The sequence below is a fragment of the Rhodocaloribacter litoris genome (genome assembly GCF_011682235.2).
Lineage (GTDB): Bacteria > Bacteroidota > Rhodothermia > Rhodothermales > ISCAR-4553 > Rhodocaloribacter > Rhodocaloribacter litoris.
This window is the reverse complement of record NZ_CP076718.1, coordinates 4,099,352-4,123,624: the sequence shown is the minus strand read 5'-3', so window position 1 is coordinate 4,123,624 and position 24,273 is coordinate 4,099,352. Positions and strand designations below refer to the sequence as shown.

General features: G+C 61.9%; 20 protein-coding genes, 1 tRNA gene and 2 pseudogenes. 14 read left to right on the top strand and 9 right to left on the bottom strand.

The genetic code is table 11. The features are described from left to right. Positions 1–46 precede the first annotated feature (46 nt). Positions 47–1,120, bottom strand: a complete 1,074-nt coding sequence (locus GQ464_RS17110) for an isoaspartyl peptidase/L-asparaginase family protein (protein WP_166976551.1) — start codon at positions 1,118–1,120, stop codon at positions 47–49. 241 nt (positions 1,121–1,361) lie between these two features. Here GQ464_RS17110 and GQ464_RS17105 point away from each other — a divergent pair. From GQ464_RS17105 to GQ464_RS17055, 12 genes and pseudogenes are all read left to right on the top strand, one after another. After that, positions 1,362–1,435: transfer RNA gene (locus GQ464_RS17105), tRNA-Pro, on the top strand. A gap of 52 nt (positions 1,436–1,487) precedes the next feature. Continuing rightward, on the top strand, positions 1,488–1,712 hold the full coding sequence (locus tag GQ464_RS19270; RefSeq protein WP_166976552.1) for a GIY-YIG nuclease family protein: 225 nt from the start codon (positions 1,488–1,490) through the stop codon (positions 1,710–1,712). Between the two features lie 235 nt (positions 1,713–1,947). After that, on the top strand, positions 1,948–5,136 hold the full coding sequence (locus GQ464_RS17100) for a SusC/RagA family TonB-linked outer membrane protein (RefSeq protein ID WP_166976553.1): 3,189 nt from the start codon (positions 1,948–1,950) through the stop codon (positions 5,134–5,136). A 47-nt stretch (positions 5,137–5,183) separates the two neighbouring features. Continuing rightward, entirely contained in the window at positions 5,184–6,656 is a 1,473-nt protein-coding gene (locus GQ464_RS17095) for a RagB/SusD family nutrient uptake outer membrane protein (RefSeq protein WP_166976554.1), read from the top strand. 25 nt (positions 6,657–6,681) lie between these two features. Further along, positions 6,682–7,803, top strand: a complete 1,122-nt coding sequence (locus GQ464_RS17090) for a sialidase family protein (protein WP_166976555.1) — start codon at positions 6,682–6,684, stop codon at positions 7,801–7,803. Between the two features lie 20 nt (positions 7,804–7,823). Then, complete coding sequence (locus tag GQ464_RS17085; RefSeq protein WP_166976556.1) at positions 7,824–8,498, top strand: GDSL-type esterase/lipase family protein; 675 nt, start codon at positions 7,824–7,826, stop codon at positions 8,496–8,498. Between the two features lie 107 nt (positions 8,499–8,605). Then, a complete protein-coding gene (locus GQ464_RS17080) occupies positions 8,606–9,349 on the top strand; it encodes a FadR/GntR family transcriptional regulator (RefSeq protein WP_166976557.1) in 744 nt (247 codons plus the stop codon). Next, entirely contained in the window at positions 9,339–11,930 is a 2,592-nt protein-coding gene (locus GQ464_RS17075) for a sodium:solute symporter family transporter (protein ID WP_166976558.1), read from the top strand. Before GQ464_RS17080 ends, GQ464_RS17075 begins: the two co-directional genes overlap by 11 nt. A 1-nt stretch (position 11,931) precedes the next feature. Then, positions 11,932–12,885 (top strand): dihydrodipicolinate synthase family protein, encoded by a 954-nt coding sequence (locus tag GQ464_RS17070; protein WP_166976559.1) that lies wholly within the window; start codon positions 11,932–11,934, stop codon positions 12,883–12,885. Further along, the gene (locus tag GQ464_RS17065) at positions 12,882–13,706 is read left to right on the top strand and encodes an AGE family epimerase/isomerase (RefSeq protein ID WP_166976560.1); all 825 of its coding nucleotides are present in this window, start codon (positions 12,882–12,884) and stop codon (positions 13,704–13,706) included. The genes GQ464_RS17070 and GQ464_RS17065 overlap by 4 nt, the downstream gene beginning before the upstream one ends. A gap of 45 nt (positions 13,707–13,751) precedes the next feature. Beyond that, a protein-coding gene (locus tag GQ464_RS17060) for an IS630 family transposase (protein ID WP_228350172.1) occupies positions 13,752–14,881 on the top strand; the annotation gives its coding sequence in 2 pieces (ribosomal slippage) (positions 13,752–14,184 and positions 14,184–14,881; 1,131 coding nt in all). After that, positions 14,880–15,302, top strand: a pseudogene (locus GQ464_RS17055) (AGE family epimerase/isomerase); the annotation flags it as partial. The gene GQ464_RS17060 and the pseudogene GQ464_RS17055, both read left to right, overlap by 2 nt. A 117-nt stretch (positions 15,303–15,419) precedes the next feature. On the opposite strand, the pseudogene GQ464_RS17050 reads toward GQ464_RS17055, so the two are convergent. From GQ464_RS17050 to GQ464_RS17040, 3 genes and pseudogenes are all read right to left on the bottom strand, one after another. After that, positions 15,420–16,606, bottom strand: a pseudogene (locus GQ464_RS17050) (IS256 family transposase). A 261-nt stretch (positions 16,607–16,867) separates the two neighbouring features. Beyond that, positions 16,868–17,902: a MamK family actin-like protein gene (mamK, locus tag GQ464_RS17045; RefSeq protein WP_166980273.1), complete on the bottom strand. Its 1,035-nt coding sequence runs from the start codon at positions 17,900–17,902 to the stop codon at positions 16,868–16,870. Continuing rightward, the gene (locus GQ464_RS17040; protein WP_166980275.1) at positions 17,880–18,956 is read right to left on the bottom strand and encodes an N-acetylmuramoyl-L-alanine amidase family protein; all 1,077 of its coding nucleotides are present in this window, start codon (positions 18,954–18,956) and stop codon (positions 17,880–17,882) included. Before GQ464_RS17040 ends, mamK begins: the two co-directional genes overlap by 23 nt. 286 nt (positions 18,957–19,242) lie before the next feature. Here GQ464_RS17040 and GQ464_RS17035 point away from each other — a divergent pair, with 286 nt between their 5' ends. Continuing rightward, complete coding sequence (locus GQ464_RS17035) at positions 19,243–19,881, top strand: class I SAM-dependent methyltransferase (protein ID WP_228350397.1); 639 nt, start codon at positions 19,243–19,245, stop codon at positions 19,879–19,881. On the opposite strand, the gene GQ464_RS17030 is transcribed toward GQ464_RS17035, so the two are convergent. Beyond that, positions 19,869–20,447, bottom strand: coding sequence for a dihydrofolate reductase (locus GQ464_RS17030; RefSeq protein WP_166980280.1), 579 nt, complete (start codon positions 20,445–20,447; stop codon positions 19,869–19,871). The two genes, GQ464_RS17035 and GQ464_RS17030, sit on opposite strands and share 13 nt — an antisense overlap. Before the next feature lie 23 nt (positions 20,448–20,470). Then, positions 20,471–21,364, bottom strand: coding sequence for a thymidylate synthase (gene thyA / locus GQ464_RS17025; RefSeq protein WP_166980283.1), 894 nt, complete (start codon positions 21,362–21,364; stop codon positions 20,471–20,473). Between the two features lie 257 nt (positions 21,365–21,621). Between thyA and GQ464_RS17020 the strand changes: the two genes are divergently transcribed. After that, positions 21,622–21,882: a hypothetical protein gene (locus GQ464_RS17020; RefSeq protein WP_166980286.1), complete on the top strand. Its 261-nt coding sequence runs from the start codon at positions 21,622–21,624 to the stop codon at positions 21,880–21,882. 23 nt (positions 21,883–21,905) lie between these two features. On the opposite strand, the gene apaG is transcribed toward GQ464_RS17020, so the two are convergent. The 3 genes from apaG to GQ464_RS17005 all read right to left on the bottom strand — a co-directional run bounded on the left by apaG (position 21,906) and on the right by GQ464_RS17005 (position 23,916). Beyond that, the gene (apaG, locus tag GQ464_RS17015; RefSeq protein ID WP_166980288.1) at positions 21,906–22,289 is read right to left on the bottom strand and encodes a Co2+/Mg2+ efflux protein ApaG; all 384 of its coding nucleotides are present in this window, start codon (positions 22,287–22,289) and stop codon (positions 21,906–21,908) included. A 92-nt stretch (positions 22,290–22,381) separates the two neighbouring features. Then, positions 22,382–23,224, bottom strand: coding sequence for a BtpA/SgcQ family protein (locus GQ464_RS17010; RefSeq protein ID WP_166980291.1), 843 nt, complete (start codon positions 23,222–23,224; stop codon positions 22,382–22,384). A 137-nt stretch (positions 23,225–23,361) separates the two neighbouring features. Beyond that, entirely contained in the window at positions 23,362–23,916 is a 555-nt protein-coding gene (locus GQ464_RS17005) for a hypothetical protein (RefSeq protein WP_166980293.1), read from the bottom strand. Positions 23,917–24,273 lie beyond the last annotated feature (357 nt).

Below are 24,273 nucleotides of genomic sequence, written 5' to 3'. Positions count from 1 at the left end.
CTCAGCTTGAGAAGCCGGAGCACGGCAAACGCGGCGTGATGATCGTTCAGTCCGTACCGTAGATCCCGATGGTCACGTTCCCGGCGGCGTCGATGTGGCCGCGGTACATGCCTTCGGTGTTGAACGGCATGGCGACGTTGCCCTGCCGGTCCAGGGCAATGACCCCGCCGGTTCCACCCATCGCGGTAAGCTTTTCCATGATGACCGTCCGGGCCGCCGTCTCCAGCGTTGCGCCGCCGTAGGCCATCATGGCGGCGATGTCGTGGGCGACGACGCCCCGGATGAAGTACTCGCCGTGACCGGTGGCCGAGACGGCACACGTGGCATTGTCCGCATACGTCCCCGCTCCGATGACGGGCACGTCGCCGACGCGGCCGAAGCGCTTGTTGGCCATGCCCCCGGTGGAGGTGGCCGCCGCCAGGTTGCCGGCCTGATCGAGCGCCACCGCTCCGACGGTGCCGAACTTGTCGGCGCCGGGCGAGAGGGTTTCCCCGGCCGGCACCGCCCGCCCCAGGTCGTCCTCCCGGGCTCTGATCTGCTCCAGCTGTGCCCGGCGCCGGTCGGTGTAAAAGTACTCGTTGGGAACCATCTCGAAGCCCTGCTCGCGGGCAAAGGCCTCGGCCCCTTCGCCGATCATCAGCACGTGCGGCGAGGCCTCCATGACGCGCCGGGCCAGAAGGATCGGGTTGCGGATGTGCTTCACCCCGGCAACGGCGCCGGCGTTGCGCGTGGCCCCGTCCATGATCGCGGCGTCGAGTTCGACCGTGCCCTCATGGGTGAAGACGGCCCCCTTGCCCGCGTTGAAGAGGGGCGAATCTTCGAGCACCGTGACGGCGGCGACGACGGCATCGAGGCTCGTCCCCCCTTCGGCCAGGATGCGGTGTCCCGCCCGAAGCGCCTGTTCGAGCACGGCACGGTACCGGGCCTCCTGCTCCGGCGTCATGTCCCGCTGCCGGATGGTGCCGGCCCCTCCATGGATGGCCAGGGCAAAGGTGGGTCCGGCCGCCCGGGCAACCGACCCGCCGGCATCTTCGTGCCGTTCACAGGCACCCAGCGCCAGAAGCACGGGAACGACGAGGATCAACGCACCAACAGGGCGAAGGAACTGCAGGGTATGCATAACGACGAGTTCGAAAGGTGAAAGCGCTTTTTTTGCACACACAAACGAAGGCCGTGTGCCGGCCGGCCAAGGTACGACGCCCCGGATCAGTTATGCCAGCCCTTTCGCCCGCCCCCTCCCATCGCTATATGGATAAACCTTGAACTTTGGCCGGAGGCCCGGATGCCGTTGGATCACGATGCCCGCGGTTCGTAGCTTTTGGATCCTTCGACGCGCGCTCCGCGTTGAAGGGCCACCTTTTCGGGGTGTAGCGCAGCCCGGTAGCGCGCCTCGTTCGGGACGAGGAGGTCGTGGGTTCAAATCCCGCCACCCCGACACCGAGCCGCTCTCCAGCACGAGGGCGGCTCTTTTCGTATCCGCGCCGGCCATGGACTGCCACGTCTACGTCCGGCAATCGGCTTCCTCCGGCCGACTCTACATCGGCCACACGTACAACCTCGAACGACGCCTCGCCGAACACAACGCCGGGCAAACACCCGCGGCAATTATGTTCAAGCGTTTTCCCTTTGACGCAATTCCTTCACTTCAAGGGGTTCTATCGCGCCCGGCAAACACGGGTCTTGCAGACAGCTCTGCACCGCGCAGATGTTGAGCGGGTTCGGCAATTCATACTATAGGCGTCCCGGTCCGTACCGTCCAGAGCCCGATCCACTTCATTTCCACGATCCATAATCCGACCACTTTTCCCTTTCCTCTCTTGACGGATCCAGTTTTTTGAATTATGTTATACATAATGCATTGATGATCGACATCTTGCCTTCTGCGAGGTCCCTGAGCCTCTTTTCCTCAGAAGAACAAGCCATCCCCAACCAACAAAGCTTGGCGCCATGAACACAGTAGCCCGCTCCGTATGGCTTCTGCCGGCTATGATACTGGTGCTTGCCTTGCAGGCACAGGCACAAGACCGGGTCGTGACCGGCAGAGTAACCGCTCAAGACACGGGAGAACCCCTTCCAGGTGTCAATGTCGTGGTAAAAGGAACATCCATCGGGACTGCAACCGACCTAGACGGTCGTTACAGCCTCAAGGTACCGGAAGGTGCCACACTGGTCTTTAGCGCCATTGGCTTCAAGACAGAGGAAGTGGTACTTGGAGATCGGAGTGTTCTCGATGTCGCGCTGACCGTATCTATTTCCAACCTCGACGAAGTGGTGGTCATTGGCTATGGAGAGCAATCCAGAGCAACGCTCACAACCTCCATCTCCAAGTTGGATACCCTAGCCCTGCAATACATCCCATACGCAAATCCCGCCTCTGCCCTACAGGGTACCATCCCGGGTCTGCGGGTCCAGACGACGACCGGGCAACCCGGTGCTGCACCGCGCGTCATTCTCCGAGGAGGCACGTCAATCAACAATCCAAACGCTGCAGAACCGCTTTACATCGTCGACGGCGTCATTCGAAACAACATCAATGACCTGAACGCGCTGGATTTCGAGAGCGTCCAGGTTCTCAAAGATGCAGCGGCGACGGCCATCTATGGGTCACGTGCCTCCAACGGCGTTGTGATCATCACCACCAAGTCCGCCAAGCCCGGGCGTACACAGATCAACTATTCGTCGAGCCTGCAGATCTCTGAACTGGGCAAGCGGATGCCGCTGGCTTCGGCGCGGGACTATATCTACTTCGGGCGCCTCGGGGTGGCCGCCACCGCAGAGCGACGTCCCGATGTGCTCTTTCGCCTCGGTCTCCCCGTCGGCTTCGGCACTGGAAACGATCTCTCGAACCGCACGGCTTTCACCACACAATACCTGACCCCAGAGAACGAGCACAAGCTCAAGGAGGGATGGGAAAGCATGCCGGACCCGCTGGACTCCACCAAAACGATCATCTTCAAAGAGACCGACTGGCAGGATGTTCTTTTCGACCCTGCCTTGACGCAGAACCACTACCTGTCGATTTCCGGCGGCCGTCCCGATGCTGCCTACAACCTCAGCTTCGGTTACCTCGACAATGAAGGCATCACGATTCGAACCGGCTATCGTCGAATGACCGTCGACATGGGCGGCCGTGTGCAGGTAAGGGACAACCTCAGTTTTGACGGCCAGTTCAACTACAGCAACGCCAGCGACAACCGCGTCTTCAGCGAGTTCCAGATCTTCCAGCGGGCCCTGGGACTGCCTCCAACGGCCAAACTGACCTACGAAGACGGCTCGCTTGCACCGGGGCAGAACCGAAGCATCGGAAACCCACTTTACCACCTGAGCCGGATCAAGGCGAAAAACAGCGTCGACCGCATGACGCTCGGGCTGCATGGCCTGTGGGAGATTAGGCCCGGATTAACCTTTGAGCCCTCGGCCTCGCTGTATTCCGTGAGGGCGACTGACAACTCCTTCCAGATGTCTTACTGGAACACGCCGACCCAGTTTGTGGACTCACGCGACGCTTCCGCCTTTAACAGCATCTACTGGCAGCGGCAGATCGACGGGGTACTCACCTACGATGCCAGCATAGGCAGGGATCACAACCTGCAGGCCAAGCTGGGAGCATCCTATTACGATCGGAAGCTGTATCAAGCGAGTGCCTCCGGGCGTGGAGCCTCCACGGACCTCGTTCCCACGCTAAATGCGTCTTCCGAGCCCGTAAGTGTGTGGAGCAGTTCGACCGATCAGGTTATTCTGGGCTACTTCAGCCGGGTAACCTATGACTACAAGCAAAAATATCTGCTTTCGGCATCCGCCCGTTATGACGGGGCGTCCAACCTGGGAACCAATAATCGCTGGGGTTTTTTTCCCGGCATCTCGGCTGGCTGGAACCTGCACCGAGAACGCTTCTGGAACACCCTGCCCGCCTTCATGTCGAGCCTGAAGCTGCGCGCCAGCTACGGTGTCAACGGAAATATTTCAGGACTCTCCGACTTCCATGCCCAAGGCCTCTACAGCGTCGGAGCCCGGTACAGCGGGGCGGCCGCCATACAAAACAATCGGATGGCAAACCAGAACCTGAGATGGGAGAAATCAAAGACCGTAGATGTCGGGTTTGATCTTGGCCTGATGAACGACCGCATCACGCTGCTCGTCGACTACTATCGCCGTGTAACAAGTGACCTTTTGACCTCTCTCGAACTACCTCAGTCTACTGGCTTCTCCAGCCTTCTAACCAACCTAGGCTCCCTCGAAAATCGCGGTTTCGAGTTCGAGTTCAACGCCCGCATCTTTGACAACCCGAATGGTCTCAATTGGCGCGCGAGCTTCAATGCCGCCACCAACCAGAACAGGATTCTGAGGTTGCCCGATAACGGCAACGAGAATAACCGCATCGGCGGCATCGAAGTATACGACCCTAAACAGGGCAAGTACGTGTGGGTCGGCGGCCTTCAGGAAGGCAAACCTATTGGCGATCTGTACATCTGGAAACACCTAGGGGTCTATGCCACCGACGAAGAGGCTGCCAATGCCCCACTCGACATGCTGATCAGTGGCCCTGATAAGACCAAAAAAGCCGGAGATGCCATCCTGGCCGACCTGGACGGCAACGGTATCATCGACACGCGAGATCAGGTCTACGTCGGCAACATTTTTCCGGACTGGACCGGAGGAATCATAAACACCTTCTCCTACAAGAATCTCACCCTGACTGTGCGGATGGATTTTGCATTGGGACACACCATCTTCAACCAGACGCTCCTGGCATACAACGGCCAGACGCAGGGAGACATTGGCTTCACCGACGAAGTGCTCCGTTCCTGGCAAAAGCCAGGCGATCGAACCAACATCCCCCGCTACTACTGGGCCGACCAGCTCGCACAGAACAACATTTTCCGGGGTAACCGGGGCACCTCGTACTATTACGAGAAGGGAGACTACTTGGCCTTGCGGGAGGTGACCGCAAGCTACACGCTTCCGCAAAAATGGGTGCAGCGTCTCAGCTTAGCCTCCGCAAGGGTCTACCTGACCGGCAGCAACCTGCATTATTTCACCGCCTACAAGGGCTTGCTGCCCGAAGATGGTGGCACTGACAATGGCCGGTATCCACTCCCGCGTTCCATCACGATGGGCGTCAATATCGGCTTCTGAGCGTGGCCAACTTCGGTGAAGCATCTACCCAAACTGGAGATCCCGTCATGACCCGTTTTTCTATACTCGTGCTCCTGAGCCTGGCGATTACTGCCACCGGTTGCGATAACGTCCTGGATGTAAAACCTACCAGTGAGATCACCGTCAATTCCTTCTGGAATGGCCCGGACGACGCGACCGGCGCCCTTTACGGCATGTACGCCCGGTTCCGCGATCAGGCCAGTTCGAACCTCTACATCTGGGGTGCGGCCCGCAGTGAAGAACTCTCCTTCGGGCTACAGGCGTCCGAAGGCCGCGAACGCTACTTCCTCAACACGCTTGATGCCACGTTCGCAGGCCCCGACTGGCTCCGCCTCTATACGGTCGTGCACGATGCCAACCTGCTCTTGAAGTACGTTCCCGGTATCGATTTCAACAGCGAAGCCCAGAAAAACAGCATACTGGCCCAAGCTCACGCCATGCGGGCCTACGTGTACTTCATCATGGCCCGGACCTGGGGCGGCGTACCCATCGTGACCGAGCCGACCGAAGAGTATGACCCGGAGAAGACATTCAGACCACGAAACAGTGTGAGCGAGGTATTCGACCTCATCAAAGAAGACATTGAGGCGGCGCTGTCCCTGTTCCCGGACAACGGCTTCCCTGCCTGCCGCTGTGAATGGTCAAAGCCGGCGGTCGAAGCTCTGAAGGGGGATGTCTACCTCTGGACGGCCAAGCGCCTGGGAGGCGGGAACGCTGATCTGAATACGGCCCTCGCCGCACTCCTTAACGCGCAGTCTGCCGACGTCGGGTTGCTCGAAAACTACGACGAAATCTTCCGATATTCGAACAAGGGTAACCGGGAGATTCTGATGGCTGTTCACTTCAGAGATCTGGAGTCCGGTGAAACTTATAACAACTTAATGTATGTGCGTGATGATCAAATCCCCGAGAACGCTACCGAGTATGGGCGCAACCTGATCGGTACCGGAGGCGGTCTCAACCGCTGGGCGCCCTCGGAGCTCCTCCGTAACCAGTTCACCGAGGACGACCAGCGCAAAAATGCCACGTTCGTGGAGCTGTACACCCTCACGGAGAATGGTGACTCCACCTTCTATGCTTCCGCCGTGAGGAAATTCCGGGGTTTCGTAGAAAGTGGGTCTCGAAAGTTCCTGGACGATGTGATTCTCTACCGGTATGCCGATGTTCTGCTGATGATTGCCGAAGCCAAAAACGGCCTCGGTCAGGATCCAGCACCCGAGATCAATCAGGTCCGGCAACGCGCCTACGGCGACGCGTTCCCAGCCCATGAATTCGTCAGCGGCAGCCAGGCGGATAACGACGATGCCATCCTGCAGGAACGCCTCCTAGAACTGTCCTTCGAAGGTAAACGATGGTGGGATCTCGTACGCTTCGGCAAAGCATTCGAGCTGGTGCCCTCACTGCAGGGACGGGAAGGGCAAGAACACCTGTTGCTCTGGCCAATCTCGCAGACAACTATTAGCCTGAACCCCAGCATCGAACAGAACCCGGGCTATTGAATCCATCGTCTCCAAGCCACATCCCATGCGCTTCCTGACCTGCCTCGGCCTGTATCTGGTTGCCCTGACAGCCTGTGCCCAAAAACAACCAGCTGGCATCGCCCCCGGTGTCATCACCTATCAGGACCTGTTCAATACAAGCATGCGAGAAGGGGTTGCCTGCTATCGCATCCCTGCCCTCGCTACGGCTCCCAACGGGGACCTGATCGCCGTCATCGACGAGCGCGTACCCTCGTGCGCCGACCTCAGGGGAAATCGTAACATTAACCTTGTGATGAGACGAAGCAGCGATGGCGGCCACACCTGGTCGCTGATCGAAACTATCGTGGACTTTCCCGATGGACAATCGGCCTCCGATCCATCATTGATCGTGGATGCTGTGACGGGGGAAATATTTCTATTCTACAATTTCATGGACCTGGAGAAAGAGCCGGATGTCTACTACCTGCACCTCATGCGCAGCCACGATAACGGCAAAACCTGGCACGGGCCCGAGGACATTACGACCCAGATAACCAAGCCCGAATGGCATCAAGACTTCAAGTTCATCACGTCGGGACGTGGCATCCAGACCCGTGATAGGTGGCTCCTGCACACACTCGTGAACCTGAACAGAGGACTGCATCTTTTCGGTAGCGATGACCATGGTGCCTCGTGGTTTCTCATTGACACGCCCATCAAACCGGGCGACGAGTCCAAGGTGGTGGAACTGAGCGATGGCACCTGGATGATCAACAGCCGGGTCAATAAAGCTGGCGTGCGGTGGATCCATCGCTCACACGACAAGGGAAAAACCTGGAGTTCGAGGCCAGATTCGACGCTCATCGATCCGGGCGTCAATGGCAGTATCGTCCGCTACACCTCCACAGCAGACGGAGCAGAGCGCAACTGGCTCCTCTTCGCCAATGCCGCTTCCGCGAGCGCCAGGGAAAACATGACCGTGCGCCTGAGCTACGATGAGGGCCAGACTTGGCCCTATGGTAAAACCATCTATCCGGGCAGCGCGGCCTACCCGTCGATGACTGTGCTGGCCAACGGCGACATCGGCATTCTCTTCGAGAAGGACAACTACACGGAAAACGTGTTCGTGCGCTTCTCGCTGGAATGGCTTACCGATAGTGCGGATACGCCGGCAAACACCCGCTAGACGCTGCTGCCATCAGAAGCATGCAAACCATGCGATTTTTTTGTGTCATCATTCTTGTTTCCGGGATAGGTTGTCTGTTGCCGGTACCGGTTTCCGGCCAGGCGGCCTTCGTCGTGCAGCGCCCCCACTGGCAGCATCGGGTCTCGCTGTTTCGTAGCCTTCCCAATCCCGAAGGGGAAATCGTTTTCCTGGGAGACAGCATCACCGAAGGCTGCGAATGGCAGGAATTGACCGGCCTGGCGCGGGTAACCAATCGCGGCATCAGCGGCGACACGGCCTGGGGCATCCTGGCCCGCCTCGACGAGGTTACCTCCGGTCATCCCGAAAAGATCTTCCTCCTGGTCGGTACCAATGATCTGGCCCATGGCGAATCCGTAGCGGACGTGTATGCGAAGATCGTTGAGATCATCGACACCATCCGCCGGCAAACGCCCGGGACGGAGATCTACCTGCAGAGTGTGCTGCCCGTCTATGGCCGAGAGGACGGCAGCCGCCATAACGAGCGCATTCTTGCCCTCAACGAACGCCTTGTCGGCCTGGTCACCTGGGACGGCGTCACCTACGTGGATGTGGCTTCGGCCATGCGCGACGCGTCCGGACAGCTCATGAAAGAGCTCTCGTCCGACGGACTGCACCTCAACGGCAGAGGCTACCTCCGGTGGTATGAGGTCATCAGGAAATACGTCGATCGGTGAACTTTTCTATACCATCTCACACCGTGCAACGCCTGGAGCGATTATGACATACATATATTCACGCGAGCTTGCCTTTCCCCTGTACACGAAAACCGGGCACGTAAACGATGAAGCATCGGATCAAACCCATCCCGACGCATTCGCTGGTGGACCTGGTCGAAATCCAGCTCATGGACTTTCTCGCCAGCAACGAAGTCAAAGTCGGTGATGTTTTACCCAAAGAAACCGAACTGGCCGACGCTTTTGGTGTCAGCCGCACGGTTGTCCGCGAAGCCCTGACCCGTCTAAAGGTGCGGGGGCTAATCGAGTCCAATAAGCGCAAAGGAAGTGTCGTAACCCATCCTGATGTACTCACCAACATAGAACGCGTCCTACAACCGCAGATTCTCGACCAAGAAACACTTAAAGATTTGTTCGAGCTTCGGCTCGTTCTTGAGGTAGGAATGGCCGACCTAGTCTTTTCTCGTCTCCAGCAAAAAGATCTTCGGGAGCTTGAGGAAATTGTGAAAGACGAACCGGAGGGTGGGAGTGCTTTCCTCTTCGATATCGAGTTCGAGGCCCGTTTCCATGGCAAACTCTATGAGATCTCCGGAAACCGGACCCTTCAGCGTTTTCAGACTCTGCTTCTCCCCATCTTTGGGTATGTACACGACAAAGCCTTACAGGCCAGACACGACCCGACCCGGCCGTTCATCAGCCACCGCGGCCTAGTAGACATCTTGCGCAGTGGCACCCCCGACGAGTATCGCCGGGCCATGCGCCTGCATCTAGATAATCACTTCCGAAGGGTCCTCGAGAACCAGCTGGATCTGGACCACGCCAACGGGGAAAGTTCCGATCATGATAGCTAGACGTACCCTGTTCCTGGCGATCTGGCTGCTGACCATCGGGGTTGGCCTCAGCGGGTTCCACGCTGCACGGGCACAGGGGCGGCTTTACGACTGGGAGGCACTGCCGGATTTGCCGGAACCGCTCGGGGTGGCCGGTGCCTGTGCGGGCGTGTCCAACGGGGCCCTGATCGTAGCCGGTGGAGCCCACTTCCCGGTCTCGCTCTTTGAGGGCGGTACAAAGGTCTGGACCGATTCCGTCTACGTGCTGGAGCAGACGCCCGGTGGCGACTACGTCTGGCACACCGGCTATGCGCTCGACGCGCCCCGTGGCTACAGCGCTGCGCTGACGCTGGACGACACCGTACTCTGCCTGGGTGGCGGCGACGCCCGGCAACACGTTTCCGATGTGCTCTCGCTCCGCTGGGAGCGCGGGCGCCTGGTACAGGAGCGGACGCTGCCGCCGCTGCCCCGGCCCATCGCGTTCGCAGCGGCAGCCCGAGCCGGCGAGACGATCTATGTTGCCGGTGGCCTCGAACACCCGGCCGACTCTGTCGCACAGCGGCAGTTCTGGGCCCTCGACCTCACGGCAGTCGAGGCGGGCTGGCGCGCCCTGCCACCCTGGCCGGGGTCGGCCCGGTTCAATGCCGTTGCCGCTGCCCTGGACGGCGCCTTTTATCTGATCAGTGGCACCGAACTCCAACCCGACGGGCAGGGAGGGCTCCGGTATCGCTTCCTGAACGACGCGTACCGGTACAACCCCGAAAAGGGATGGGAGCGTCTGGCCGATCTCCCCTGGCCTGCCGCAGCGGCTCCCTCACCGACCCCGGCCTATGGCCCTGCTCACCTCCTCGTTTTCGGCGGCAACGACGGTTCCGACGTGCCCCGCGTCCAAGAACTGAAAGACCGCCATCCCGGCTTTCGCCGTGAGATCCTGGCCTACCACACGATCACCGACACCTGGGCCGTGCTCGACACGCTCCCCGCTGCCCACGTGACCACGCCGCTCGTCGCATGGGAAGACCGCCTGGTCATCCCCAGCGGGGAGATCCGGCCCGGTACCCGTTCTCCCCAGATCCTCAGTGCCCGCCCCGTTCCTCACACCGGTTCGTTGGCGCCGGCCAGCTACCTGGTCCTCGTGACCTACTTTCTCCTGCTCGTGGGGATCGGTATTTATTTCATGCGTTGGGAAAAGAGCGACGAGGACTTCTTCCTCGCTAGCGGGCGTATTCCTTGGTGGGCGGCCGGCCTGAGCATCTTCGGCACCCAGCTCAGCGCCATCACGTACATGGCCATCCCGGCCAAAGCCTATGCCACGGACTGGGTATATATCCTCGGGCAGGTCAGCATTGTCCTGATCGCGCCCGTCATCGTCTTGCTCTACCTTCCGTTCTTCCGCCGGCTCCGGGTGACGACGGCCTACGAGTACCTGGAGAAACGGTTCAACGTCGCCGTCCGTCTCTTCGGCAGTTTTGCCTTTGTGCTCTTGCAGATGGGGCGGATGGCGGTGGTCATCTTCTTGCCCGCCCTGGCTCTCTCTGCCGCGACGGGAATCGACATCTATCTGGCCATTCTGGCTACGGGCCTGCTGGCTACCCTCTACACCGCGCTCGGAGGGATCGAGGCCGTTGTTTGGTCGGATGTACTGCAGGTGATCGTCCTGCTCGGCGGGGCTTTCTTGAGCCTCCTCATCATCACCCTCGAAGTCGATGGGGGCTTCCAGGGCCTGCTCGCGACCGCCGCTGCCGACGACAAGTTCCACGTCTTCACCTGGAGCTGGGACTACACGACCACATCCGTCTGGGTCGTCCTGCTGGGTAATCTGCTCGGCAACCTCGTTCCCTACACGGCGGACCAGACTGTCGTGCAGCGTTACCTGACAACGCGCGACGAAAAGGCTGCGGCACAATCCATCTGGACTAGTGCGCTGCTCACGATTCCGGCCGCCGTCATCTTCTTCGGTCTGGGTACGGCCCTCTATGTGTTCTACAAGCAGCACCCCACCTTGCTGGAACCGGCCCTTCCTACCGACGCCATCTTCCCTATGTTCATTGTTCAGCAACTCCCGGCGGGTGTGGCAGGACTGCTTGTCGCCGGCATCTTCGCAGCCGCGATGTCCAGCCTGGATAGCAGCATGAACAGTGTCGCAACGGTAATCGTTACGGACTTTTACCGCAGGTTCATTCCCGAAACCACCGGGCAGCGCCGGCTCCGGCTCGCCCGCTGGCTTACCCTGACCTTCGGCATCATGGCGACCGGAACGGGCCTGCTCCTGGCGACTTACCCGGTGCAGTCACTCTGGGATCTGTTTCTGGAAATCATCGGCCTGTTCGGGAGCAGCCTAGCCGGCCTGTTTGCGCTTGGCATCTTCACGCAGCGTGCCCATGGCGCCGGTGCTCTCATTGGCGTTGCTGCCAGTATAGTTGTACTCTACCTGGTGAAGATGTTTACCCCCATTCACTTTTTCCTCTACGCAGCGATCGGAATCATGACCTGCTTTGCCGTCGGCTATCTGGCCAGCTGCCTGATCCCCCACCGGGGACAACCGCTTGCCGGCCTGACGATCTACAACCTGCACCCGCGCGAGAAAAAGATCCTACACTGAGATGAAATACAAACCCCTGACCGGTCTAGTAGCCGCGGCGTTTACCCCTCTGCAAGCGAACGGCGCCCTGGACCTTGACCGCATTCCTGCCGTCGTTGATCACCTCCAGCGTGATGGCGTTTCGGCCCTGTACATCCTCGGCAGCACGGGAGAGGGCGTCTCTCTGACGACGCAAGAGCGTATGGCTGTCGCCGAAGCATACGTGCAGGCTGCACGGGGGCGTCTTCCCGTCGTGGTTCAGGTCGGACACAACAGTCTGGCCGAGGCCCGCACGCTCGCCGCCCATGCTCAGCACATCGGCGCCGATGCCATCTCGGCCATGCCTCCGGAGTATTTCAAGCCCGAAACCATTGAGGTACTCGTCGACTCGCTTGCCGAGATCACCCAGGCCGCGCCGGAACTGCCCTTCTATTACTACCACATTCCGGCCCTCACCGGGGTGCACCTGAGTATGGAAGCCTTTCTCCAGCAAGGCAGTAAGCGGCTCTCCACCCTGGCCGGCATCAAGTTCTCCGACCGCCGGCTCGAAGAACTGCAGGCCTGTCGCCACATCGAGCCGGGGCGCTTCGACGTGCTCTTCGGTGTTGACGAAATGTTTCTCAGCGGGCTCGTGCTGGGAGTGCGCGGTGCCGTGGGTTCCACGTACAACTTTGCCGCCCCTCTTTTCCGCCGTATTCTGCATTACGTTGAAACGGGAAACCTGGAACGGGCCGAGCACCTCCAAGCCCGGGCCAACCGGATGATCCAGGCCATCCTTCACCACGGCGGTCGCGGTGGGCTGAAGGCCGTGATGAGCCTCATCGGGCTCGATCTGGGCGGCCATCGCCTTCCGTTACAAACTCCCGGACCGGATGCCCTGCGGGCCATGAGGCAGGCCCTCGAAAACATGGGTTTTTTCGAATGGGCCCGCGCCTCTGACATCCCTCTGTCATCCGACGGCGAGCTACGACCATGAGCCCCCCACATTTCGCTCAGGCCAGGAAGACCTACCGTTCGGGCCTGCTCGATAATGTCCTCCCCTTCTGGATAGAGCATGGCGTCGACCATGAATATGGCGGCGTCATCACCTCGCTCGATCGGGACGGCACCATCCTCGACACCGACAAAGCCATCTGGGCCCAGGGACGGTTTGCCTGGCTACTGGCCACGCTCTACAACACCGTTGAGAGGCGCGACGAATGGCTTGCTCTGGCACACCACACCCTGGCCTTCCTGCTCCGACACGGCTTCGACGCGGACGGGCGCATGTTTTTCCTTGTCACCAGGGAAGGCCAGCCCCTGCGGAAGCGCCGTTACGCCTACTCGGAAGCCTTTGCCACCATGGCCCTGGCGGCCTATGCCAGAGCCGCGCAGGACGATCACAGCGCTTCGCAGGCACGGGATCTCTTCCAGCGGTTTCTCCGCCTCACCACCACCCCCGGTCTGCTCGAACCGAAGACCATCTCCGAAACAAGGAGGCTCAAGAGCCTGGGAGTTCCAATGATCACCCTGGGCGTGGCTCAGGTGTTGCGCGAGACGATCGATGACCCCGGAGCAACCGAGGTCATCGATCGGTGCATCGATGAGATCCGCCACGATTTCCTCAAGCCGGAGTTCGAGGCCGTGATGGAAAACGTTGGTCCGCATGGAGAATTCATCGACCACTTCGACGGCCGACTGCTCAACCCGGGTCATGCAATCGAAGCCGCTTGGTTCATCCTGCATGAGGCCAGGTGCCGGAATCGCGATGCGGACTTGATCGCCCTAGTGCTGCGTCAAGGATCATCTGCCGGGTAGGATAGTAGCTTCAACAGTCGCTCACTCCTGAAGCCACTTCCTGCCATGGCCAAAAAATACTGCGTCACGCTCAATGACAGTGAACGCCAGCACCTCGATGACCTCATTGAGCGGCGTTCAAAAGGTGTCCCGCCGGTCAAACGAGCCTTCATGCTGCTCAAAGCAGACCAGAGCCAGGGCGCACCGGCCTGGACCGATGAACGCATCGCCGAAAGCTACAACGTCAGTGTCCGAACCGTCGAGCGCTTACGTCGGCGCTTCGTCGAAGAAGGCTTCGAGGTGGCTCTCTACGGCAAAAAACGCGAACCGGTTAAAGAGAAGATCTTCGACGGGCAGGTCGAGGCTCATCTGGTGGCCCTGCGCTGTTCAGAGCCGCCGGAAGGCTTTGCCCGGTGGTCGCTCCGCCTTCTGGCTGACCGTATGATCGAACTCGGTTACGTCGAATCGATCTCGCATGAGAGCGTGCGGCAGTTGCTTAAAAAAACGAACTCAAGCCCTGGCGCGTTAAGTCGTGGGTAATTCCTCAGGCCGATGCCGCCTTCGTCTGCCAGATGGAGCAAGTGCTCGATGTCTACGCCCGGCCCTACGACCCGCTCCGACCGGTTGTGTGCCTCGACGAAGCGCGCAAGCAACTCATCAGCGAGGTGCGACAGCCCTTCACGCGTGCCGACGGGGTGCGGCACGTGGATTACGAGTACAAACGCGAAGGGACCCGCACGCTCTATATGCTCTGCGAGCCCCTGGGCGGCTTCCGGAAGGTGCTCGTCAAGGAGCGTCAGGACCGTTTGACCTGGGCTCGTGTGGTGGCCCACCTCGTCGAAGACCTCTATCCAGACGCCGAGACGATCACGCTGGTTCAGGACAACCTCTCCGCGCACACCGCCTCGGCGCTCTACGAGGTCTTCGACGCCGAGCGCGCCCGGCGCATCGTGCGCAAGTTGGAGATAGTCTCGACGCCGGTGCATGGTTCGTGGTTGAACATGGCCGAGATCGAGCTTTCGGTGCTGGTTCGTCAGGGTCTCTGTCGCCGCATCGGCAATGCATCGCAGTTAGAGGGCGAGATCGCCGCCTGGTACGAGGCGCGCAACGCAAAGCAGCGGGGTGTAGACTGGCAGTTCACGACGGCGGATGCGCGGGTGAAGTTGAAGCGGCTATACCCGTCAATTATAACTTGACACAGCACTAGGCACTACGATGCTCGACTGGATGTGGCAGCGAGGGTGGGACAACCAGTACGGCGGCCTCTTTTATTTTCGCGACGTCAAAAACCTGCCTATCCAAGAGTACTGGCATGATATGAAGTTTTGGTGGCCTCAGTGCGAGGCCATCATCGCCACCCTGCTCGCCTATGTCCTAACGGGCGAGGAACGCTATGCCCGGTGGCACGCCCAGGTCCACAACTGGACGCACACCCATTTCCCGGATGCTCTCTATGGCGAGTGGTACGGTTACCTGCATCGGGATGGACGCTTGTCCGTACCCCTGAAAGGTAATTACTGGAAAGGCCCCTACCACATTCCTCGCATGCAATGGTACTGTTGGAAGCTCCTGGAAGAACTCGATCAGGGAGACGTCACTTCTCGGGCATTCATGTAGAAACAATAAGATCCCTGCCGTCCGAGCAACGGCCTTCGTCTCCTTGCCCCCCGCCTAAAGGCGGGATATTCCTGCTTCTAAGGAGATAGCGCAACATCCTTTCTGTAAAAGTTGGATCTACCCATTCCCGTCTTCTGTCAAGAGCAAGTCCATGTTCAGGTACACCCGGCCGGCCTGCCACTCCTCCGAGATCTCCATGACCACCGCCGTGACCAGGCGAAGACACGAGGCCTCGTTGGGAAACTGACTCACCACACGCGTGCGACGACGGATCTCCCGGTTCAATCGCTCCTGCATGTTCGTCGTGCGAAGACGACGCCGATGAGACTCTGGAAAGCGAAACACCGTCAGGCCTTCGATCAGGTCAGTCTCGATCCACTGCGAGAGCTTCGGCGCGCTCTCGTGATACTTCTCGACCAGAGCTGCCAGCCGGTCGTGCGCTTCAGCCAGGTCAGCGGCGTTGAAGACCCGGTGCAGATCGCGCCCCAAATCCGGCTTCATCGCCTGACGCGGCACATAGGCCTGGGCGTTCTGCTGAAGATGAAACTGGCACCGCTGCCAGGGCACCTCCGCAAAGACCGCCCGCCGTGCCGCCTTCAACCCCGCGTGATCATCCGAGATGACGAGACGCACCCCATGCAGGCCCCGCCGCTGCAACGACTGCAAAAACGCGCGCCAGTGCACCTCGGCCTCACTCAAGGAGACCGACACGCCCAAGACCTCCCGCTTGCCATCGAGCGCGACACCGCTGGCCACGAGCACGGCACAATCACGCACCAGCCCACCCTGACGGACTTTCTCATACCGGGCGTCGAGAAAGAGGTACGGATACGAACCCAGCGGGCGCTCCCGCCACTCGTCGAGCAACTCATCGAGACACTGGCCCGGCTGACCTGGCTTGAACTGACCGAGAAACCGCAGAGGTGCTCGGTGATCTGGGCCACCTTGCGCGTCGAGACGCCCTGGACATACATCTCGGCCAGGGCCAGCTTGAGCGCCCTTTCGGAACGGAGGCCTTTTTCCAAGGCACTCGGGTAGAACGCGCCCTGACGCACCTGCGGAACCTCGAAGGTGAGTTCGCCCAGGCGGGTCTTGAGGGTCTTGTCTTTGTAGCCGTTGGCCCAGTCGTGGCGCCGATCTGGGTTACGCTCGCAGGGTTCAAGGCCGAGATAGTGTTGGCGTTCGAGCTTCATGGCTTGGTTCAACAACAGCACGAAGGCCCGTCCGAGGGCATCAAGGCCCTCTTGGCTGAGTAGTTCAAAGAGCCGGTCGAGCGTCGTATCTTGCATCGGATGAGCGGTCATGATGTCCTCCTTTCTTAGATGGAACAAGGCAAGAGAAAGGATAAATCATGGCCGCTCGTCTGTTCAAGCGGTGGACAGACATGCTGCCCACTTGTCCACAGCTCGACGACGACAACTACTTTTACAGAAAGAAAGGTACACTACTTCTAAGGACGCGTCACGCATCCAATATGTCCTATCCCACCGAGACTCAAAGAAGCGGCCTCTGCCCCTCCTCTCCGCACCTTCCCCCCCTTTCTATAACGGTCGGCGGGGTACGCCTCAGCTCATGTCCTCCCAGTACTCTTCCGGCATGTCGCGGGCCAGCGCCAGGGCCCCGTCGGCGCCGGCGAAGAGGGGATCCTCGACGGTGCTCACCTTGAAGGAACCGTACTCGCGCAGGGCCTCTTCCAGGGCCGTCGCGATGCCCTTGATCTGGCTGCCGCCGCCGGCCAGGTAAATGTTTCGCCGGACCTGCTCCTGGAACTCCGGCTCATAGCGGCTGATCAGGTCGATGGTCGTCTCCACGATGGGAGGCAGGATACGCTCACACGCCTGCCGCACCTCCTCCGTCACCTCGTATTCGACGAACTTGCCCTCGACCGGCACCTTGACGGTAACCTTGCCCTTGGTCTCGCCCACGAAACCATGCTCTTCCTTCAGCTTCCGGACGTAGGGCAGGCTGAACTTCGCGTTCGGATACTTCTCGGAGAGGCGGTCGTAGAGCTGCCGGTCGATGTAGTCGCCGGCCGTGGTGAGGGTGCGCTGGTCCTCTTCGCCGGGCATCGTGCCGTGCATCACGCAGAAGTCGACCGTGCCCGCGCCGATGTCGATGATCATGGCGTTGTTGAGCGCCCCCAGGCCGTAGGCCACGGCGAACGGCTCGGAGACGACCATCAGCGAGTCCGCGAACTCCCGGACGGCGTCCCGGATGGCGAGTTTGTTGACCTTGAGGGCTTCGGCCGGCACCCCGACGGCGGCATAGATGGCCTTGTCCTCGCCGGCCTCGGCAAGTCCCATCAGGTGGTGAATCAGTTCGCGGATGGCTTCTTCCTCGCGGGCCGTGCCGTCCCGGATCACCCCGTATTCGAGCGGGCGCACGAGCGTGAGCGCCATGCGGTTCTTGAGGGCCTCCTCACCGAACAGAACCGGTTTGCCCAGCAGCTTGCGCGAGACGAAGTCCCGGGGCCAGCCCACGTAGCTCTCCACCCACTGGCGTTTTTCGTTGCTGGCGGAGACGGCACTCCGTGAAGTCCCCAGATCGACGCCCACGTACAGAATCTCGGTAGCTTCCTTAGTCTTTTTCTTCGGCGGCATGTTCGGTTGGTTCGTTCTCGTTGGCAGCGGGCAGGAGGTAACCCACGATGCCCTGTTCCAGAAACATCGCCAGCTCTTCCCGGTGCGCGCTGGTGCCCAGCTTGGCCTCCTCCTCCCGGTTGCTGAGGCTGGTGATCTCGACGAGCACACTGGGCGCCTGCACCCCGAGCAGCACCATGAAGTCGCCCGTCTTGGCCCCCCAGTCGCTGGCGTGCTCGTTGATCCGGCGCATATTACGATATAAAACGCTTTGAATCGACCCCGCCAGCGCCCGCGACTCCTGGATCTTCATTTCGAGGCCGAGTTGCCGGGTCAGTTCGTTGAACTCGGCCAGGGTGTAGCCGGAGTTACGGTTCTCCCGCTGGGCCAGCCGGGTGGCCTTCGCATCCGAACCCGGCCCGTAGTAATAGGTCTCGATCGGCACCAGCGAGGCGTCCGGCACCCAGTTGACGTGAATGGAAATGAAGAGGTCGGCCTTGTTCTCGTTGGCGAACGTGATTCGCTCCCTGAGGGTCTTCTTCTCGTCGAACTCGCGCGTCAGGAGAATCCGGTAGCCGGGATACCGGGACAGCCGTGCCCGCAGGCGGTGCGCCACGTCGAGCGTGATCTCTTTCTCCGTCAGGCCGCTTTGCCCCGTGGTGCCGGGATCATACCCGCCGTGTCCCGGGTCGATGACGATGGTTTTGGGTTCGAGCCCGTAGAGGCGCGCCACGGTGGGGTTGGCGACGAGCTCCGGCGTGGGGACCGCACCGGCCCGCGCCGGCTGCTCCGGCACCGCCGAGAGGCCGAGGGTCATCCGCACGGTGCCTTCGCCCGCTCCGGCCTCCGAGGAACGCGCCGGGTCCCCCCCCATCGACAACAGGCCGCCGACCAGAACGACCAGCCCCAGCAGCCATACCAGCCCGCCGGCCATCCGGGGAGCGGCACGGCGCCGGGGAACCGCACCGGTGCGCGGCTCCGGCCCCAGCCGCCGCACGGTCCGGAGGTTGTCCTCGTAAACCCCGCGGAGAATATTCTGGCGAACTTTTTTTCCGCTTTCCGCCACCGTTGCCATGCGAATGCGTCGCTGAAAAAGCCGGTCCTTAAATGCGACGGGGTCCCCCCGGGATTCACCCGGTCCGGCCAGCCGCCCCGCTGCCGGGGCTTCCCGCCCGGGAAGGTATCGGCCGCGTTTGCCTTCCGGCTGCATTATAGGCCAAAAAAATATATTTTGGGAGCCCGGCCACACGGTGCTTTTCTCCGGGCAAGACGCCGGCACACCGGAACCTCCGGACCGTACCCGCCCCGCCGGGGGCGTGGCCGCTGTTCTCACCCGCAATCCTCATTCCATCGCCCGCGCCATGTCGTGTGCCCAGTGCCGGGGTATCGCCACGTTCTTCGACGCGCGGCTGGCCGCCCGCGAGCTGAAACGCTACCGGCGACGCGGCCCGCTGAAGACCACCCGGCTGCTCCTCGACGCCATCCGCACCGAAGCCCCCGGGGCCCGCTCGCTGCTCGACATCGGCGGCGGCGTCGGGGCGATCCAGCACGCGCTGGTGGGTAACGGGTACGAGGCGGGCATCAACGTGGACGCCTCGCCGGCCTACCTCGACGCGGCCCGGACCGAGGCCGCGCGGCTGGGCTACGCACACAGGATGCACTACCACGCGGGCGACTTCGTCGAGCTGGCACCGTCCCTCCCGGCGGCGGACGTCGTCACGCTCGACCGGGTCGTCTGCTGCTACGACGACGTGGAGGCCCTCGTGACCCGCTCGGCCGCGAAGGCACGGCAGGTGTACGGCCTCGTCTTTCCCCGCGTGCACCTGCTGACGCGCATCGGCTTCCGGCTGGCGAACGCCTTCTTCCGGCTCCGCCGCTCTCCGTTCCGCACCTACCTGCACCCGCCCGCCGCCGTCGATGCCCTGGTGCAGCAGGCAGGCCTCACGCGGCGGGTGAGCCGCCGCACGTTGCTCTGGCACGTGTGGCTCTACGCCCGCTGAGACACAGGCCGGGCCGCCGCGTCCCGACGGCGGTACGTGACGAACCGGAAGCCCGAGCGCCGGTCCTCGGCCACCTTCTCGAAGACCGGGCCGACAAGGTGCTCGTAGGGCGGAAAAAAGGCATCGCCGGTGTAGTCCCCCGCAACCAGCGTCAGCTCCAGCCGGTCGGCCAGCGGCAGGCACTGGGCGTAGACCGTGCCCCCGCCGCCGATGAAGATGCGGGGTTCGTCTTCGAGCGCCGCGAGGGCTTCCCGGAGCGAGCGGTACACCTCCACCTCCGGATACTGCGGCCAGGCCGCCCCCGTGCTGACGACCACGTTGCGCCGCCCCGGCAACGGCCCGCCGAACTGGTGCACGAGCGACTCGAACGTCCGCCGCCCCATCACGAGCGGGTGCCCGAGCGTCAGCCGCTTGAAACGCCGCAGGTCCTCGGGCAGATGCCAGGGCAGCTCCATCCCCCGCCCGATGACACGGTTCCGCTCGGCCAGTGCGGCAATGAGGACGATCTCCGGCCCCTCCGGCTTCACCAGCGGCTGTTCCCCGGGAAACGATGCGGCATTCGACATGAGCACGCTGCAGCTGCGCCCGATCAGACGGCCACGGGCGCCTTGATGGGCGGATGGTGACGGTAGTCGAGCAGCTCGAAATCCTCATACACGTAGTCGAAGATCGAGGGCGGGCGCCGGCGCAGGCGCAGCGTCGGCAGGGGATAAGGCTCGCGGCCGAGCTGCTCGTCGACCTGATCGAGGTGGTTCTCGTAGATGTGGGCGTCGCCGATGGTGTAGATGAGTTCGCCGGGGATGAGGTCGCACTGCTGGGCCAGCATGTGCACGAGCAGGGCATACTGGGCGATGTTGAAGGGAGCCCCCAGAAAAAGATCGTTCGAGCGCACGTAGAGCTGGCAGGAGAGCCTTCCTTCGGCCACGTAGCACTGGAACATCATGTGGCAGGGCGGCAGGGCCATCCGGTCGATCTCGGCCGCGTTCCAGGCGCTGACGATGTGCCGCCGGCTCTCGGGGTTCGTGCGCAGCTGATCGACGAGGCGGGCGATCTGATCGACCCCTCCGAAGGCGCGCCACTGCCGCCCGTAGACCGGCCCCAGGTCGCCGTAGCGCACAGCAAAAGCCTCATCTTCTCGGATGCGGGCCTCGAAATCTGCCTTCAACGCCGCCCAGGCCGGGCTGTCGGAGGGGGGAACCGCCTGCCCGGTCTGCTCCAGATAACGCTTCAGCGGCCAGTCCGTCCAGATGGAGATCCCCTCCCGGACGAGCGGCCGGATGTTGGTCTCCCCCGAGAGGAACCAGAGCAGTTCCTGGGCCAGCCCGCGAAACCAGACCCGCTTCGTCGTAACCAGGGGGAACCCCCGGCTCAGATCGAACCGCATCTGATAGCCGAAGACGCTGCGCGTGCCCGTGCCCGTGCGGTCTTCCCTCCGGACACCGTGCGTTCGAACCAGGCGGAGAAGATCGAGGTACGGCTGCATGCGCTGAACGTTGAACGTTTCACGTTGAACGTTTCACGTCGAACACCGGACTGAAACGCGAAACGTGGAAAGAACCTACTACAGCGGGGCAAAACGTGCAACGCGGCCGGACCGCCGGATATGCACTTCGGGTGAAAAGCGGAACGGGCCGCATCGCCCCGGAACGCCCGGCGGGGTCGACCGGTTTTCTCGACCGGCCGCCGCGCCGGCCCTCGCTTTCGACCTCATCCGCATTTCACGGCAGACGCCGGAGGACCATGGATCCGAACCTGCATCAGAAGATGGGCATCAACCACCTGAACCGGGTGCTGAACTACGCGCCCTTCGTGGCCGAACAAGGGCGGGCAACGGTGCACCTGACCGTGGAGGACTGGCACGTGGTGGCGGACACGCTCTTTCGCATGCACACGCCCCGAGAGTTGCTCCCGGAGGCCATCGAAAGCTACCGGCTGAAGAACGAGAACCGGACGATCGAGCTGAAGACGCCCGACTACGTGATCGACGTCGAAATGATGTGACGGGGCCGGTAGGCCATGGCCCGTCAGTTGGCGGCCGCGCGCAGGTCGAAACGGGGAATGGTAACCCGGAAGCGCTCGCCGCTGGCCCGCTCCATGAGATACGTCCCCTCCATGCTGCCCTCGAACGTCTCGAGCACACAGAAGCTGTTGTACTCGTGCGCCGCACCGGGGGAGATGACCGGCTGCTTTCCGACGACTCCCCGGCCTTCCACCTCCTGTACATGGCCGCGGGCATCCCGGATGATCCAGTGACGTCGCAGCAGCTGCACGTCGTCCACACCCCGGTTCTCGATCCGCACCAGATAGCCGAAGACGAACTTCCGCGCCATCAGGTCGGACCGCCCGTCGAGATACACCGGGCGAACGGTGACGACGATGTCGTCGGTGATGGCGACATAGGGAACCATCGTTTCCTCGGGCTCTACCCGATGCTTCGTTGTTTCGACACAAAAGAAATGTTCGCGACGCGGTAAACGAAGGACCGGGCAAATGGTTCGGATCAGTTTTCCATGAGCCGGCTGCGATGGGCGGCCCGGCACCGCTCCAGGGCGCCGACGAGGGCCTCCACCCGTTCGGCACAGACGGGGGCATCCCACACGCCGCCCTCTTTGAGCGCACTGCCCACGATGAAGCCGTCGGCCCGCTGGAAGAGGTCGCCCAGGTTGCCGGCCGTGACGCCGCTGCCCACGATCACCGGCAGCGACGTGGCCGCGCACACGGCGTCGAGGTCGTCGGGCGACGGGGGCTCGCCCGTGCGGGTGCCGGTGACGACGACGGCATCGGCGCGGTGCAGGGCCATGCCGCGCGCCAGGTCGGCGAGGCTCAGGTCCGCCGTCAGCGCGTGGGCGGCGTGTTTCTTCTTCACGTCGGCAAAGACGGGCAGGTGGTCGGCCCGGATGTGATGGCGATAACGCACCACCGTACCGGCACAGGCCTCGGCCATCCCCTTGTCCGCCACGTGGGCGTACGTCCACCCCTCGGCGCGGACGAAGTCGCACCCGGCGGCCAGGGCCACCGCCAGGGCCGTACGGTTGGCCTGAAAGAGGACCTGCAGGCCGACGGGCGTTCTGCCCGCCCGCCGTTTGACGGCGTAGGCCACCCGCGTCATGAAGGCCGCCACCTCGGGCCCCATCTCTCGCTCGTGGACGCAGGGAAAGTCGTGCATGTTCTCGACCAGGATGCCGTCCACCCCGGCCCGGAGATAGACCTCGGCCTCGGCCACCGCCCGTTCGACGGCACTCTCCATGCAGACGAACCCCGGCAACCCCGGACTCGGCCCCGTGTGGATCATGGCAATCAGGGGCTTGGGCCGGCTGAAAAGATCGGCGAAAGCGACGGGCATGGCGAGCCTCGCAAAAAACCGGCTGGGGTTTCGTCCGGAACGAAAAGCATGGGGTGAACAGCCGGGCTGCCGTCTCTGTTCCGCTGCCGGGCCGGGTGACGAAACCATGCTGCCGCCGGGATCTCACACGACGAGCCTTACCGGCCCACTCCCCCGTAGGGCCGGTAAGGCTCGTCAGGCCCGAGCGTCTTCACCAGCACGGCGGGCAACGCAACCCGGAGCACCCACTGGGGCACACCCGTGCCGGGAGGATACTCAGAAACACCCTCAACGTGCGGCTTGCGGGGTATGACCTTTACAAGCCGATCCGGACCATGCAGACTCCAGGAGTTCCGTACCCGTTTCCTGGCCCGAACCTCCGGATCCGGCAACCCCAGGCGCCGGTCGATGGCCACGGCCTCCCGGGGCCAGAGCACGTCGCGCTGCTTCCTGGCGGGGTCTAATCCCGACCAATACGTATAGCCGGCCAGCTCGAACTGCTCGTCCGACGGAAGGACCTTCAAAACATAAACCTCCGCCCCCTCGGACATGCGACCTGCATCGAATCCCAGAAGTCGGGCCATCTCCCGAGGGGTCTTCCCCAGAATGAATCGCTCCTTGGTAACGAAACCACTCACGTTTCTGATGTTCCTCATGACCATGGCGACGCGTGCGTTTGACAGAAGAACCAGGATAGCGTTGGTCAATGCCATTGAGGGCATCATTGTGCAGCGCGATGTAGCCGCACCCTTCATGGGTGCGCCCCCTGGTCCACCGGAGAGCCCGGGCTAAAGCCCGCAACTACAGGAAACAACCCTGTAGCCGCACCCTTCACGGGTGCGCACCTGGGCCACAGGAGAGCCCGGGCCGAGGGGACGCGCAACGCGTCCAGATCCGCGGCTACACGTGGGCCGTTCGCTAAGGGCAGCCATGCCCCCAATGACCATGACCTCCGCTAGAGTTCTGCTTTCGCCTTCCATCAGCCAAGAACAAGGTCCGGGACCCGAACATCAAATATGCTTCTATTTCAGAAAAATTTCCACGAAACCCGGTCCCCCGAACAGTAAGGA

What these genes read in the sequence shown, in the direction of transcription:
- GQ464_RS17110 (WP_166976551.1), bottom strand. Translation starts at nt 1,120, where the DNA reads ATGCATACCCTGCAGTTCCTTCGCCCTGTTGGTGCGTTGATCCTCGTC.
- GQ464_RS19270 (WP_166976552.1), top strand. Translation starts at nt 1,488, where the DNA reads ATGGACTGCCACGTCTACGTCCGGCAATCGGCTTCCTCCGGCCGACTC.
- GQ464_RS17100 (WP_166976553.1), top strand. Translation starts at nt 1,948, where the DNA reads ATGAACACAGTAGCCCGCTCCGTATGGCTTCTGCCGGCTATGATACTG.
- GQ464_RS17095 (WP_166976554.1), top strand. Translation starts at nt 5,184, where the DNA reads ATGACCCGTTTTTCTATACTCGTGCTCCTGAGCCTGGCGATTACTGCC.
- GQ464_RS17090 (WP_166976555.1), top strand. Translation starts at nt 6,682, where the DNA reads ATGCGCTTCCTGACCTGCCTCGGCCTGTATCTGGTTGCCCTGACAGCC.
- GQ464_RS17085 (WP_166976556.1), top strand. Translation starts at nt 7,824, where the DNA reads ATGCAAACCATGCGATTTTTTTGTGTCATCATTCTTGTTTCCGGGATA.
- GQ464_RS17080 (WP_166976557.1), top strand. Translation starts at nt 8,606, where the DNA reads ATGAAGCATCGGATCAAACCCATCCCGACGCATTCGCTGGTGGACCTG.
- GQ464_RS17075 (WP_166976558.1), top strand. Translation starts at nt 9,339, where the DNA reads ATGATAGCTAGACGTACCCTGTTCCTGGCGATCTGGCTGCTGACCATC.
- GQ464_RS17070 (WP_166976559.1), top strand. Translation starts at nt 11,932, where the DNA reads ATGAAATACAAACCCCTGACCGGTCTAGTAGCCGCGGCGTTTACCCCT.
- GQ464_RS17065 (WP_166976560.1), top strand. Translation starts at nt 12,882, where the DNA reads ATGAGCCCCCCACATTTCGCTCAGGCCAGGAAGACCTACCGTTCGGGC.
- mamK (WP_166980273.1), bottom strand. Translation starts at nt 17,902, where the DNA reads ATGCCGCCGAAGAAAAAGACTAAGGAAGCTACCGAGATTCTGTACGTG.
- GQ464_RS17040 (WP_166980275.1), bottom strand. Translation starts at nt 18,956, where the DNA reads ATGGCAACGGTGGCGGAAAGCGGAAAAAAAGTTCGCCAGAATATTCTC.
- GQ464_RS17035 (WP_228350397.1), top strand. Translation starts at nt 19,243, where the DNA reads ATGTCGTGTGCCCAGTGCCGGGGTATCGCCACGTTCTTCGACGCGCGG.
- GQ464_RS17030 (WP_166980280.1), bottom strand. Translation starts at nt 20,447, where the DNA reads ATGTCGAATGCCGCATCGTTTCCCGGGGAACAGCCGCTGGTGAAGCCG.
- thyA (WP_166980283.1), bottom strand. Translation starts at nt 21,364, where the DNA reads ATGCAGCCGTACCTCGATCTTCTCCGCCTGGTTCGAACGCACGGTGTC.
- GQ464_RS17020 (WP_166980286.1), top strand. Translation starts at nt 21,622, where the DNA reads ATGGATCCGAACCTGCATCAGAAGATGGGCATCAACCACCTGAACCGG.
- apaG (WP_166980288.1), bottom strand. Translation starts at nt 22,289, where the DNA reads ATGGTTCCCTATGTCGCCATCACCGACGACATCGTCGTCACCGTTCGC.
- GQ464_RS17010 (WP_166980291.1), bottom strand. Translation starts at nt 23,224, where the DNA reads ATGCCCGTCGCTTTCGCCGATCTTTTCAGCCGGCCCAAGCCCCTGATT.
- GQ464_RS17005 (WP_166980293.1), bottom strand. Translation starts at nt 23,916, where the DNA reads ATGGCATTGACCAACGCTATCCTGGTTCTTCTGTCAAACGCACGCGTC.